The organism is Butyrivibrio sp. Su6, from assembly GCF_900108105.1.
GTDB lineage: Bacteria > Bacillota > Clostridia > Lachnospirales > Lachnospiraceae > Butyrivibrio.
Genome location: NZ_FNUR01000001.1, coordinates 563335 through 578355 on the forward strand (window position 1 = coordinate 563335; position 15021 = coordinate 578355).

Here is a 15021-nt window from a genome sequence, read left to right on the forward strand (position 1 = left end):
TTGCAACACTTATTTATTTGCCATTTTTTCTTTTTGAGAGTGCGTAAGGCGCTTTAAATGCCACTCTCTGCTCATAGCTTCTTCTTTAGTCTTAAAGGTCTCAAAATAAACCAAGACAACAGGTAAGCGGGCTCTTGTATACTTAGCCCCCTTACCTGAATTATGAGTCTTTATTCTTTTTTCAAGATCATTGGTGTATCCGCAGTAAAACGATCCATCTGCGCATCTTACCATATATGAGTAATATTCCATTTATGCCTTTTTTGTTGCAAGGAATGTTGATGCATCAGGCGAATACCCTGCAAGCTCCCATTCATCATAGAGTTCAGCCATCTTCATGCCTGAAAAACCACTAGCCTCCATCTTTAATGCCGACCAGGCATCATCGAACTCTTTTCTTCTTGCCCTGAATTCTGAAGAATTTGCGCCTGCGCCGCCGTTTACATTTTCAAGCACTCTATCATTTATCATATTTCTTTTATCTGCCATTGTGGTTCCTCCTCATAATAATATCCTAATTAATTATACACTTATTTATACGAGCAAAAATATATTATGGCAAAAAAATACTGCCAAGGCATATTATTCATGCTCCCTGGCAGTATCTATTTTTTTAATTATGCAGCTGTATTTGCTGCTGTATTTTTGTTTTCTTTCTTGGCAATTATAGGAAGAATCACTCCAAGAGCTGTAAGTACAAGTGGTGTAATAACGTTAAGTGCAAATGTAAACGGATCTGCATCATACATTCCAAGTATGCAGCTTGCTGCTGTTACTCCAAAGCACCATATTCCAAAGAACAGAGCTACACCCTGATTCTTAACAAATCTATATTCAGGCTTAAACTTATCTCCAGCCTTTCTAAGAGCGATATATGCCCAGAATACCCAAAGATAACGAAGTGGCATGCACACTGAATTAAGCTTTGTAAGCTGCTTAAGAACCACAGCTGCACCAGGAACAAATGACTGGATAAGAATAATAGCTCCTGACAATAAAGCTACAAGCTTAATACCATTTACATAAGCGCCAGCATCATTCTTCTTAAGAAGCTTTGAAGGAATGAACTCTCTTGCATCCTCATTGTCAAGAAGCATACGAAGAGGTGCATCAATACTGATAACAAGAGTTGAAAGCTGACCGATTGCATTGCAAATAGCATAAATGATAAGAAGTGTATCACCAATGTGATAGTAATTACCAAGTTTCTGGAATGCCCAGTAACTTCCGTTTGAGTTATATGCATTAAAGCTGTCTGATGTTGCATTGATCTCTGCAGGATCAAACATCATACCCATTGCCACAGTTCCAAGCATTGCACAGACAACAACCATTCCTGCAAGAGTTATCATAGCTCTTGGGAAGCCCTTACTTGGGTTATCAATCTTATTAACATAAGGAGAAATCTTCTCGCAACCACCTACAGCAAATACAAGGATTGAAAGTGATGTAAAATACTTGACATTAAACTGAGGAATAAGGCTCTTAATACTAAGGTCAAGTGATACAAAACCGCCCTGTGGATTGATAGCAGGTGCAGCGAACATCATTATGATGTAAAGAATAGACATTACAAACATACTTGTTCCTGCAAGAGTTGCAAGCTTTTTAAGAGGGTTAAGTCCTCTTGAAGCCACGTAACAGAAAATCAAAAGAATAGCCAGTGTAACAAGCTGAACAGCAAATGTTGGAAATGAATCATATTTCTCACCATTTCTGTAAACAGCCCAGCTAAGCGCCTTAAGTCCACCTGAAGACTTAGAAGCAATATAAGTAATATGGCAAGCCCAATAAGTCCAGCCTGCATAATAAGCTACCTTAGGGCCTGTTGTGCTAAGTACCCATGAGCTTACGCCGCCGCCTGATGTTTTGAAGGCAGAACCAAGCTCACCAACCATAAGTGCATATGGCACAAAGTAAAGTGCAAACATAAGCACCCAACTGAACATTACCTGTGTTCCGTTAAAATAAAGAAAACCATTTAATACATTTCCAAAACCCCATACGGTTGAAAATGCCATGAACGCTAACGTGGTCCATTTCATACGTTTTGAATCCATTTTGAAAAACCTCCATAATATCTTTACAGCAAGGTTTATATTTTACTACATTAAATTCCAAAAGTCACTAATAAATTTTTACGAAAATTTAATAAATAGTAAAAAGCAAAAGACAACAGCATGTTTTTCAATTATAATGTAAAAGATTGCGCTTAGATAACAATAGGTAAAAGTTTATTATAGAGAGGATATTTTTATGAGTATTTTAAATGTTGAGCATCTTACCCACGGCTTTGGTGACAGGGCTATCTTTGATGATGTTTCTTTCAGACTTCTCAAAGGAGAACACATCGGTCTTGTAGGCGCTAACGGCGAGGGAAAATCAACTTTCATGAACATAATAATAGGTAAACTCATGCCGGATGCAGGTACAATTGAATGGGCAAAAAATGTTAAAGTCGGTTATCTTGATCAGCACGCTGTTCTTAAAGAAGGCATGACTATAAGGGATGTCCTTGCTTCTGCCTATGAACCATTATATGACATGGAAAAAAGAATGAATGAGATCTGCGACGCTATGGGGGAAGCAGATGAAAAGCAGCTTGAAGAATATATGGAAGAACTTGGAACGATCCAGGACCTTTTGACCAATCACGACTTCTATCTCATCGATTCAAAAATTGAAGAAGTTTCAAGAGCACTTGGATTCCTTGAACTTGGTCTGGACAGAGATGTTACAGAGCTTTCAGGTGGTCAGCGTACTAAGATTCTCCTCGGAAAACTTCTTTTGGAAAAACCTGATATCCTGCTTTTAGACGAGCCTACCAACTATCTTGATGCTGAGCATATTGTATGGCTCACCAGATACCTTCAGGAATATGAAAACGCTTTTATTCTCATATCTCATGACGTTCCATTCCTAAACAACGTAGTCAATATCATCTACCATATGGATGGTCAGACTCACAGCCTCGACAGATACGTAGGCGATTACGACAAATTCATGGAAGTCTATGAAGCTAAAAAAGCTCAAAGAGAGGCAGCCTACAACCGTCAGCAGCAGGAAATCGCAGAACTCAAGGATTTCGTTGCAAGAAACAAAGCCCGCGTAGCCACAAGAAATATGGCAATGGCCCGTCAAAAGAAACTTGATAATATGGATATCATAGAGAAAATACAGGAAAAGCCAAAGCCTGAGTTTTTCTTTAAAACTGCCAAAACTCCAAGTAAATTCCTGTTTGAGCTAAATGATCTTGTCATTGGCTATGATACTCCTCTTTCAAAACCTTTAACTCTTGCTATTGAGAGAAATACATTTGTAGTTCTTACAGGCGCAAACGGTATCGGAAAAAGTACTCTTCTAAAGAGCATTCTGGGCATCATTCCTCCAATATCAGGAAAGGTTACAAGAGGCGAAAACGTTGCTATAGGATATTTTGAACAGGAAATGTCTCCAAATATTGAAACAACCTGTATGGAAGAAATATGGAACGAATTCCCAGGATTCTCACAGTACGAAGTCCGTTCTGCGCTTGCAAAATGCGGTCTTACCACCAAACATATCGAAAGTAAGTGTAAAGTCCTTTCAGGTGGTGAGCAGGCCAAGGTTCGACTCTGCAAGCTTATGAACAGAGAATCTAACCTTCTGGTACTTGACGAGCCAACTAACCATCTTGACGTAGATGCAAAAGACGAGCTACACAGAGCACTCAAAGAATATAAAGGTACAGTTCTTATGGTTTGTCATGAGCCTGATTTCTATTCAGACCTTGCTACCACAGTAATTGATTGCTCAAAATGGACAACAAGAATCTGATATAATTTCATAAAAAAAACGCCTCATTGCGAGGCGTTTTTTATTATGCATTAAAGGCAGCTAGCGTATGCTTTCTCTGCGCCTTCTGTATGGATCTTCTTAAGGTCTGCAACAACAGCATCTGTAAGACCATCGATCTTGTTAAGATCCTGATCCCACATTCTCTCGTTAGAAAGAACAGCCTTTACAAGATCTTCTTCTGAATCATTTCTGTGATCATAGAAGAACTCAAGTGCCCATCTGTCATCACTTACTGTGTATGTATTGCCTGCAGGTCTCTTACATACAAGTCCTGCGTCTGTAAGTTCCTGTACATCGTTTGAATAGAATGCGATGTAAGCTGCAAGTGACATTGTAAGGCAAACAGGAAGCTTGCCATTCTTCTCTATATACTGAAGGAATGATGGCATATTTCTTGCTTTCCACTTGCTTGTTGAATTAAGTGAAATTGACATAAGCTCATGGTTAACAAATGGATTGTTGAATCTATCCTTAACAGCAGCTGCAAACTGATTAAGATCATTTTCATCAAGGTGATCAACAAGTGTAGGAATAACCTCTTCATTGAGCATCTTATTCATGAAACCTGAAACATTGTCATTGTGCATGCAGTCGCGAACAATATCAAATCCTGCAAGATAAGCGCCAAGAACAAATCCTGTGTGAGCGCCGTTCAGAATACGAACCTTTCTGTGCTTGTATGGCATAACATCAGGTACTACGTGAACGTTTACTCCAGCCTTCTTGAATGGAAGTCTGTCCTCAAGTCCCTCTGGTCCTTCAATGATCCAAACACCGAAGATCTCACCTACATCAATAAGTTCATCATGGTATCCGTTCTCTTCCTCAAGCTTTTCTACTTCCTTAGGATCACGGATTCTTCCCGGAACGATTCTGTCTACAAGTGTTGAGCAGAAAATATTGTCATTGTTTACCCAAGTCTTGAACTCTTCTTCAAGGTTCCACTGGTCAATGTACTGGTTAACGCACTTTAAGAGCTCTTTACCGTTGTTATCGATAAGCTCACATGAAAGAACAACTACGCCCTTCTTACCAGCCTTAAATCTTGTGTAAAGAACCTGTGTAAGCTTTCCAGGGAAGCTGTTTGCAGGAACATCCTCAAATTTGCATGAAGGATCATATGCAATACCTGCTTCTGTTGTGTTAGATGCAATGATGTCAAGGTCATCACTTGCTGCGATTTCCATCATTCTGTCAAAATCAGCCTTATCATATGGGTTAAGGCATGAATCTACAGCTGAGATAACTCTCTTTGCATCTACCTTCTGTCCGTTCTCGCTTCCACGAAGGTAAAGTGTATAAAGACCTTCCTGCTTGTTGACAAGCTCTGTAAGTCCCTGTGCAATTGGCTGTACAAGAGCTACCTTGCCGTTAAAGCCAGCCTTTTCATTGCTGATGTCAAAGAAATAATCAACGAATGCTCTGAGGAAGTTTCCTTCACCGAACTGGAGCACCTTTACAGGCGCATCCTTAAGAACGTAACCTGTGTAGCCCGATTTTTCAAGTACATCATAGTTTAATAATTCCATTACCCATATCCTCCTAAAATGTAAGCTCTTACATTTGTTCTCAAAATGAATTTTTACACTTATTGTTATACCACAGGAATGTAAGCGTTTACAATACCTATTTTTTCTTTTTATTTTTATTTTAAAGTTTAATATATTTGTAGGGCTCAGCAATTTAGTGTAAAATCTTATCCAAGACTTAGAGCAAAATATTTAGCGAGGTTTTACAAAAATGGCATTTGACGGAATTACTATTGCAAATTTAACAAAAGATTTTAACGATTACCTGCTTGGTGGTCGTATCTATAAAATAGCTCAGACAGAAAGCGATGAGCTATTTATTACTGTGAAGCTGTCCTATGAAAATGCGGACAAATATGGCATAAAACAAAAAAGACTGGTATTATCTTCGGACGCTTCTCTTCCACTTGCTTACATGACAGATGACAATAAGAACTCACCAATGACAGCTCCTAATTTCTGCATGCTTCTTAGAAAACATATCCAGAACGGACGCATTGTATCAGTAACTCAGCCCGGCGGCCTTGAGAGAGTCATCCGTTTTGAAGTAGAGCACCTGGATGAAATGGGTGATCTAAGACACAAAGTTCTTCTGATTGAAATCATGGGAAAATATTCAAATATTATTTTTACCGATGAAAACAACGTGATAATTGATTCAATCAAGCACATTCCAGCATCTGTAAGCTCTGTAAGAGAGGTTCTTCCGGGAAGAGAATACTTTGTACCTTCACAGGAAAAAATAAATCCTCTTACTACTACGGCTGATGAATTTTCCAGTGCTGTCTTAAGCAAAGGAATGCCTATTTTTAAGGCTATCTATTCCAGCTATACAGGTCTTTCACCAATTATTTCTCAAGAAATCTGTTACAGAGCAAGGATTGACGCCGACAAATCGGCTATAGCCCTTGATGCAGGTGAAGGAGCCAAGGTTTACAGAGCTTTTGATGATGTTATGGAGCTTGTAAGAACAGGAGCGTTTACTCCTTCCATAGTCTATAGTGGCGACGTGCCAAAAGAATACGCTTCTATTCCGTTGACAATCTATGAAGCCGAAGACTCTTCATATAGGACTATTCCTACTTCAGATATATCTGCACTTATCGAGCAATACTATGCAGAAAAAAATGTCTATACCAGAATCAGACAAAAATCTGTCGACCTCAGGAAAATAGTTCAGACTGCTCTTGAAAGGAATGTCAAAAAACTTGACCTTCAGACAAAGCAGCTTAAAGACAGCGAGAAAAAGGACAAATACAGGATCTACGGTGAGCTTTTGACCGTGTATGGATATAGTGCAGAGCCTGGTGCTAAAAGCATTACAGTAAATGACTATAACACCGGTGAAGACGTAACTATTACTCTCGATCCTACTCTTACTCCAAGCCAGAATGCCAAAAAGTATTTTGATAAATATACCAAGTTAAAGCGCACAGCTGAAGCCATGGACGAACAGATAAAAGAAGTTTCTGAGGCGGTTGAACAGCTTGAATCAATAGAAAGTGCGTTGGAAATAGCTCAAAACGAGGCAGACCTTGCTCAGATAAGAAAAGAGCTGGTAGACAGTGGTTATATAAAGTCTCACACCACATCAAAAAATGGCCGAAAAGAAAAGATAACAAGCAAGCCCTTTCACTATATCAGCAGCGATGGTTTTGATATTTTTGTTGGAAAAAACAACTATCAAAATGATGAACTCACCTTTAAGACGGCAAATGGTGGCGACTGGTGGTTTCATGCAAAAAAAATAGCAGGTTCGCACGTTGTTCTGATCACAGGTGGAAAAGAAGTTCCTGACAGAGCCTTTGAAGAAGCTGCCGCGCTTGCCGCATTCTATTCCAAGGGCAAGAATCAGGAAAAAGTAGAAATAGATTATTTAAAGCGAAAGGATGTCAAAAAGCCCGGCGGTGCAAAGCCCGGATTTGTTGTATATTACACCAATTATTCCATGGCAATCGCTCCTGACATCTCAAATCTCAAACTAATTAGTGAATAATTGTTAAAATCAAAAAATCCCATGAAATAGGCAAATGTCTATCCCATGGGATTTTTATAATGCATTCTCAGCCAATACCTAAAGTAAGGCTATATCAACTTCAATTATTAGCAGCCAAAGAGAGAATTAAGATACATGAAACCACAGTATCCGTTTGCATCTACAAGGCTGTTTACATCGTATCCAGCTGGAATTGTTACAGAATAGCTCTCTGCGCCTGTCTTATCCTTAGGGAATACGATCTGAACTGATACGTCAGGTCTTGTAGCAAGAGCATCTACCATTGCCTTATCAAGGCATGAGCACATAGCTGTCTCAAGAATTACTGTAGCATCCTTTGGAGCCTCTGTAACTGTCTTAATGAAAGCATTCTTGTACTCGATAGCTGTAAGGTTGCCAGCAGGAACCTTTACTACCTTTGTAGCCTGTACAGGAACGTTTGAAGCCTCTTCACCGATGTATGCGCCGAGTACTGTAGGAAGTGCATTTGCACCAGTTGGAGATACTGTAAATTTAGCAAAAATAAATGGTACTGAAGGAGCCTCAGACTCTGCACGTGGTTCATCATCACTTACAGTTTCTGTATTCTCAGCAACTACTCTTCCGCCAATAAGATGTGCTTTTACATAAACACCACCCTTATTATTATCAAGGCGAATTTCATATACACCATTTCCTAAATCTGTAACTGTTACATTATCACCTGCAGTAACAGAGTATCCTTCCTGAACTGCAACCTGAATAGCTGAATTGATAGTCATTGTAATAACGCTTGCATCAAGATCAACAACTTCCTTATCTGATATAGATGTATATGATCTGAGTCCGTTCTGTGAAAAATACTTGATTGCACTGTTATCTTCTTCATCATGCTTTACAATGTACTGAATATGATTCTTGATATATTCTTCTACATCCTTGCTGATACTATCATCATCAGTCACTACACTTACAAGATTAGTATCATCTGTGATTTCATAAACAACAATTTCGGGAAGTTTGTTTATGATCTCAAGAGAATTATCATCTTTTCCAGGCTTGACTACGATAGCAGCACTCTCATTGGAATCAGAAGTATCCTTAAGGGTACCGAGGATTTCTACCTTTTCACCACTAATGGGTGATTTTTCATCAATAACAATACCATTATCAGTATATGAAACATCTCCCTCAACAATGACCTTTGAATAGTTATTCATATCAATTCCGGTAGCACCAGTGGCATCACCGTAAACTTTAATAGTAGATTGATCTCTTGCTATAATTGCAGTTTTTTCTGCGGTAACATTTCCCTTGCTGTTATCACCAGAAGGATCGCCAACAGTAATAGTAGCATTTACTCCATTTGCTTTAATTCCATTACTATTTGATGTTACATTACCATTAATTGTGACAGAAGAATTTGCATAAGCCTCAGCAGCGCCACGATTGTCATTTGTTAAATTGGGAGATGATACATCACCATTTACAGTTGCTTCTCCACCATTGATTGCACCAACAGTTCTCCAATAATCAGACTGGTTCTCTACGTTTCCGGTTACATTAACTTCAACGTTTTTACCATCAGCATAAACGGTAGACCAGGCTTCATCACCGCTGTTAGTTACCACATCCCCTTCGTAATCAGCTTTTACTTCTTTATCACCTGTTGTCTGCTTCCAGGTTTCATCAAATCTCTCTGGAACAGATGCCGGATCCCCATCCGCTGCGAATGCAGTAAGTGATACGCCGAATGCTACAGACATTGCCATAGTAACGGCTGTTAGATTGATTAGTGCTTTTTTATACATTTTTTCTCCTCCAATTAAAAAAATTACAAGAGAAATTATATAAAACCCCGCAAAGCCGCACCATGTCTAAATCGGCAAAATTTTTGCTCGTATTTTCCCAAATTAGTAAATTAAATTACAAATTATGTGTCTTTTTTGTGTTTTCTTTGGTAATTTTTTCTCTTTATTTTTTGTCTATTTTGTGAACAATTGACTAAATTACGAAAACAATACGCATTTCCCGCAAAAAATAGCCGTTTTTTCTTTGTGCAATATGTTAAATAAATAATTAACAAAAAAACTTCTCGCATTGGCTTTTTTTATTCAATAGCCAATACAAGAAGTTTTTAGGAAACTAATTAGAAAAAGCTAATTAAAGTGAGTACTGGATAAGGAGCCTTAGTGTATTCTCTGCTCCATCTCTATGACTACGTTCATAGCCATGTGAAGCATATACGCCGGCACCAATAAGTCCATGCTTAAGGTCATTACCTGAACGGAGTGTTGCTTCTACATCACTACCGTAATGAGGGTAAATGTCTACAGCATAATCTGCTCCGCTGTCCTTAGCAGCCTTGATAAGACCCTGAACAATATCATAGCTGTAAGGGCCACCGCTGTCTTTTGCACAGATAGATACCTGCTTCTCAGTGCATGTAAGTCCTTCTCCTACGCAACCCATATCTACTGAAATCGCCTCTGTGCAGCCTTCAGGAACACTGCTGCTTCCGCCGTGTCCAACTTCCTCGAATACTGTAATATGCGCATAAAGAGCTCTCTTCGGAGTTATCTTATTATCTTTTATATACTTAGCAAGACCAAGCAGGATTCCAACGCTGAGCTTATCATCAAGGAATCTTGATTTGATATAACCTGTCTTTGTAACTCTAACATTTGGCTCAAAACATACAAAGTCACCAACAGAGATTCCAAGCTTTTCTGTATCTTCCTTTGTCTTTACATCTTCATCAAGAACAACTTCGCAGCTATCCCATGATCTCTTTGTGTCATCATAATCACCATTTACATGAATAGATGCATTATTTAGCTGGAAAGTTCCTTCATAAATGCCATTAAATTTCGTAACAACTCGAACATTCTCAGTTTCAGCATTATTGGGATTCATTCCGCCAAGATTTGTAAGCTGAAGCCTTCCGTTTGACTTAATAGTAGCTACCATTCCGCCAAGGGTATCTGTATGTGCCTCTAATAAAAGGCCGTTCTTTTTGTCTTTTCCTGTAAGGTCGACGATTACTCCACCCTTATTTGTGAGTTCAGCCTTAAACCCAAGCTTCTCAAATTCCTTTTTCACCCAGGCTGCAGCATCCTTTGTATATCCTGTCGGAGAATCGATGTTCAAAAGATCTGATGTCTCTTTTACTATAAAATCCGTATACTTTTTTAAATTTGCTTTTTTCATTACGTCTACCTCCATAATGTCATTAAAACTTGCATGCAAAATGAAACACAATGCATCACAAGAGTTTTATCTTTTTCAAAATCCCGGCTATAGATGCCCCCTTAGGGAATCTCTTAATATCATCTTCTGTTGCTCCGCCTGACTTTATAAGAACCGCAAAGTAAACAAAAGCTGCAACAAACACCGCTACAAATGTAGCAAAAAGATTGGCAAAATACTTACTCGAAATAATAAAGCCAAATAATAATTCGAACAGCTCATAAACGCCAAAAGCTGCTACTCCCATTACCAGTGCCGAAACAGATGGATACAGGTAAGTCTTTTTAAAGTCATAATACACAGGCAGATATTTATGCATAAATATATTGTTTAATACACACATCATAAATGAGTAAAGTATTGTCACTATGCAAAGAGCAATATCGCCAAGATCCGTATAGATAAGAAGAATGCTAAGAACCACTGTCTGCAAAATAAGCGCAAATAAAGCATTTAGCACAGGAACATTTACACGTCCAATTCCCTGAAGAACCGCATTGGTAACTGTAGAGAGCGAATAAAATACTACAGTTATGGCAAGAAATCTAAGAAGCATTGATGCCTCATCAAGCGAAGCCCTCTGTGGGAAAAGAATCATCATAACAGGTCTTGCCAGGGCAAAAAGCCCAACTGCGCAAGGAATGGAAATCATCAGAATAACTCTTGTCACCCTTGATACAGTACTACCCGCGCCTTCAGTATCACCTTTTGCAAATGTTGTTGATACTTCAGGAATCATAGCTGAAGCAGCAGCACTTGCAAGAGCAATTGGAAGGTTTGTGATAACCATAGCTTTTCTGTTGAATATGCCATACATATACGCAACTGCACTCTCATCCATATTTTTCACATGCATAAGAATTCTGCTAAATAACGTTGAATTTAAGAATGTTGAAAGGTTGTAAATGCAAGTACTTAAGATAAAAGGAGTCACGATCAGGAATATCATTTTGTATATCTCTGAATTGCCCATTTCATCATGAGTATCTTTTTGAATTCTTTTCTTGATATCAGGCCGGTTTACATTGTAGACAAATAACATGAACAAAAGCGCTATAAGCACTCCTGCTCCTGTTCCAAGTGCGCTTCCTATAGCACCGAAAACTGCTCTTTTTGATGGATTCTCTTCTCCTGCAATGTTTGTAAGAATAAGAGCCCCTCCAACACTGACGATGGCATTAAATATCTGCTCAAGAAGCTGGGAAACAGAGGTTGGTACCATAGTCCTGTGCGCCTGAAAATAGCCTCGTAAAACTCCCAAAAATCCGAAGAGGAATATTGTAGGTGCAAAAAATCTAAGGACTGTAGCAGATCTTCCGGCAACCAAAATATCTGCAGCAAAAAACAGCACAAGACTTCCAACGCCGCCAACGATCAAAACATAGATAATGGCACACTTAAAAATCTTATGAGCATTTTTATATTCTTTTACAGCAAGTTTACCTGAAATAATCTTGGACATAGCAGATGGAATGCTATATGAAGATACAAGAAGGACTATGGTATACACCGCATAAGCAGCTCCATAATAGCCATTTCCTTCATCGCCTATGATCGCTGCCAGCGGACTACCATATAACAGGCCGATAATTCTTGAGATAATACCTGCAATCGCAAGAATACCAGCCTGCTTTAAAAGATTCTTTTTTGAATTATTTTCGTTAATACTACTTTTCATAAATTAGGTCAAGGGCGTAGCCAATCGTACATCTCCTGATATTTTTCTGCGGAAACTTTCCAAGAGAAGTCAACTGCCATCGCACGGTCTATCATCTTGTTCCATTCACGCTTCTGGTCGTAGAATACATGCTCTGCTTCTCTGATGGTGCCAAGCATCTCATGAGCATTATAGTTCAGGAATCCAAATCCTGTACCTGTACTCTCATACTTGTTGTAAGGTTCAACAGTATCAATAAGGCCACCTGTCTGTCTTACAATCGGTATTGTACCATATCTTAACGCCATAAGCTGAGAAAGTCCACAGGGCTCAAACAAAGATGGCATAAGGAACACATCAGAAGCTGCATATATCTTGTGCGACATAGGCTCTGAATAATAAATATTGGCAGAAACTTTGTCATTGTATTTCCAGTCAAAGTGTCTGAAGGAGTTTTCATACTGTTCCTGACCTGTACCAAGAACAACGAGCTGAACCGCATCCTGACACAACTCATCAAGAACATAGTTGATAAGATCAAAACCCTTCTGATCAGTAAGTCTTGAAACAATACCGATCATCATGCACTTATCATCTTCCTTGAGACCAAGCTCTTTTTGCAAAGCACGCTTATTCTTAACCTTTTCCTTGCGGAAATTGATGGCATTGTATTTGTAAGGAATATATTTATCTGTTGATGGGTTAAACTCATCATAGTCAATTCCGTTTACAATACCTCTGAGATCTCCGGCTCTTGCACGAAGAAGACCATCAAGCTCCTCACCATAAAACTGAGTCTTGATTTCTTCTGCATATGCCTTACTAACAGTTGTGATCGCATCCGAATAAACAATACCCCCCTTTAGAAGGTCAGCATCTTTGAAAAGCCCGAGTTTATCTGGTGCAAAGAAATAATCCGGTAATCCTGTAATATCCTGAACTGTTTTAATATCCCATTTTCCCTGGAATTTCAGGTTATGGATAGTCATTATTGCCTTGATTCCTCTGTAGAATTCGCTACCCTGGAATCTCTCTTTTAAATATACAGGAACAAGTCCTGTCTGCCAGTCATGACAGTGAATAATATCAGGTCTGAAATCAATAACGGGCAGGATTGAAAGAGCTGCTTTAGAAAAGAAAGCAAACTTTTCAATTTCAAATACTACGTCGTCACCATAAGGTTTCATTCCATTAAAATAGAATTCATTGTCAATGAAATAATACTTTATTCCGTCAATCTCAGCCTTAAAGATTCCAACATATTCATTTTTCCAATGAAAGTCCATATAGAAGTTGGAAATATACTCCATCTTCTCTTTCATTTGCTGAATAATGCATTTGTATAATGGTAATACTACACGAACATCAAAATATCTCTTATCAATGTTTTTTGGCAGTGAGCCTACTACATCAGCCAAACCGCCGGTCTTGATAAATGGTACACCTTCAGAAGCTACAAATAGTATGTTCTTCATTAGTCAACCGTCTCCTCATATTTTGCAGATTGCATAGCTATTAGTTCTTTATCATCAAAGTAGTTAATCTTCATTGCGTCTTTAACATCTGAAAGAGTCTGAGCCGCAACTTCTTTAGCTACTTCGCTTCCCTTTTTGAGCACATCATATACATATGGAATATCTTTTTGGAACTCTTTTCTTCTGTTCCTGATAGGTTCAAGTTCCGACTGGATAACGTTATTAAGGAACTTTTTAACCTTAACATCTCCAAGACCACCTCTCTGATAATGGTCCTTCATCTCCTGAAGACATGAGTACTCAGGAGCAAACTCAGCAAAATGTTCATCCTTTGCAAAAGCATCAAGATAAATAAATACAGGGTTACCCTCTACCTGGCCCGGATCCTCAACTCTTAAATGATTAGGATCTGTGAACATGCTCATAACCTTTTTCTTGATAGAATCTGGCTCTTCTGAAAGGTAGATGCAGTTGCCAAGAGACTTACTCATCTTGGCCTTACCGTCTATACCAGGAAGACGCAGACATGCTGCATTATCAGGTAAAAGAATTTCAGGCTCAACTAAAGCCTCCCCATATACTGAATTAAACTTTCTGACAATTTCCTTGCACTGCTCAAGCATAGGCTCCTGGTCCTCACCAACAGGAACAGTTGTAGCCTTAAATGCTGTAATATCAGCAGCCTGGCTTATAGGATATGTGAAGAATCCGACAGGAATACTCGTTCCGAAGTTTCTCATCTGCAGTTCGGACTTAACTGTAGGATTTCTCTGAAGTCTGGAAACTGTAACAAGATTCATATAATAAAATGTCAACTCAGTAAGCTCAGGAATCTGAGACTGAATAAACAGTGTCGATTTAGCCGGATCAAGGCCCACTGAAAGATAATCAAGTGCAACCTCTATAATATTCTGACGAACCTTCTCAGGATTATCAGCATTATCTGTAAGTGCCTGAGCATCAGCGATCATAATAAAGATCTTATCAAACTCCCCCGAGTTCTGAAGCTCTACCCTTCTGCGAAGTGATCCCACATAATGTCCAACATGAAGCTTACCTGTAGGACGATCTCCAGTTAAAATAATCTTACTCATTTCAAAAAATATCTCCTCACAAAACTTATCTGTATTTAAAAGCAAATACGAATTCTATAATACATTATTTTAAATTCAGATACAATCTGTATTGTCTCTTTAATAATAATCCATCAGGAAGAAATAAACTATATTTCGTTACTATATTATTTATTATTTCGATTTACTTTATTTTTAATTTATAAATCGTACATATTTTGTCCAA

At 38.6% G+C, this 15021-nt stretch carries 11 protein-coding genes; 2 read left to right on the forward strand and 9 right to left on the reverse strand.

Translation table 11 applies throughout. The features are described 5' to 3' along the window. Positions 1-9: 9 nt before the first annotated feature. From C4S54_RS02250 to C4S54_RS02260, 3 genes are all read right to left on the reverse strand, one after another. On the reverse strand, positions 10-252 hold the full coding sequence (locus C4S54_RS02250; RefSeq protein WP_103868062.1) for a GIY-YIG nuclease family protein: 243 nt from the start codon (positions 250-252) through the stop codon (positions 10-12). Next, positions 253-489 (reverse strand): hypothetical protein, encoded by a 237-nt coding sequence (locus C4S54_RS02255; RefSeq protein ID WP_103868063.1) that lies wholly within the window; start codon positions 487-489, stop codon positions 253-255. Between the two features lie 128 nt (positions 490-617). Then, a complete protein-coding gene (locus C4S54_RS02260; RefSeq protein WP_103868064.1) occupies positions 618-2060 on the reverse strand; it encodes an APC family permease in 1443 nt (480 codons plus the stop codon). A gap of 196 nt (positions 2061-2256) precedes the next feature. Between C4S54_RS02260 and C4S54_RS02265 the strand changes: the two genes are divergently transcribed. Then, positions 2257-3816 (forward strand): ABC-F family ATP-binding cassette domain-containing protein, encoded by a 1560-nt coding sequence (locus tag C4S54_RS02265; protein ID WP_103868065.1) that lies wholly within the window; start codon positions 2257-2259, stop codon positions 3814-3816. Positions 3817-3866: 50 nt separating this feature from the next. Here the strand turns inward: C4S54_RS02265 and C4S54_RS02270 are convergent, their stop codons facing one another. Next, positions 3867-5366 (reverse strand): tagaturonate reductase, encoded by a 1500-nt coding sequence (locus tag C4S54_RS02270; RefSeq protein WP_103868066.1) that lies wholly within the window; start codon positions 5364-5366, stop codon positions 3867-3869. Between the two features lie 211 nt (positions 5367-5577). Between C4S54_RS02270 and C4S54_RS02275 the strand changes: the two genes are divergently transcribed. After that, complete coding sequence (locus C4S54_RS02275) at positions 5578-7362, forward strand: Rqc2 family fibronectin-binding protein (RefSeq protein WP_103868067.1); 1785 nt, start codon at positions 5578-5580, stop codon at positions 7360-7362. 107 nt (positions 7363-7469) lie between these two features. Here the strand turns inward: C4S54_RS02275 and C4S54_RS02280 are convergent, their stop codons facing one another. The 5 genes from C4S54_RS02280 to trpS all read right to left on the reverse strand — a co-directional run bounded on the left by C4S54_RS02280 (position 7470) and on the right by trpS (position 14816). Continuing rightward, entirely contained in the window at positions 7470-9152 is a 1683-nt protein-coding gene (locus C4S54_RS02280) for a hypothetical protein (protein ID WP_103868068.1), read from the reverse strand. Between the two features lie 352 nt (positions 9153-9504). Further along, entirely contained in the window at positions 9505-10551 is a 1047-nt protein-coding gene (locus C4S54_RS02285; protein ID WP_103868069.1) for a M42 family metallopeptidase, read from the reverse strand. Positions 10552-10606: 55 nt separating this feature from the next. Next, the gene (locus C4S54_RS02290; RefSeq protein WP_103868070.1) at positions 10607-12268 is read right to left on the reverse strand and encodes a putative polysaccharide biosynthesis protein; all 1662 of its coding nucleotides are present in this window, start codon (positions 12266-12268) and stop codon (positions 10607-10609) included. Between the two features lie 8 nt (positions 12269-12276). Further along, complete coding sequence (gene glgA, locus C4S54_RS02295) at positions 12277-13722, reverse strand: glycogen synthase GlgA (protein ID WP_103868071.1); 1446 nt, start codon at positions 13720-13722, stop codon at positions 12277-12279. Further along, entirely contained in the window at positions 13722-14816 is a 1095-nt protein-coding gene (trpS, locus tag C4S54_RS02300) for a tryptophan--tRNA ligase (protein ID WP_103868072.1), read from the reverse strand. The genes glgA and trpS overlap by 1 nt, the downstream gene beginning before the upstream one ends. Positions 14817-15021: the final 205 nt, after the last annotated feature.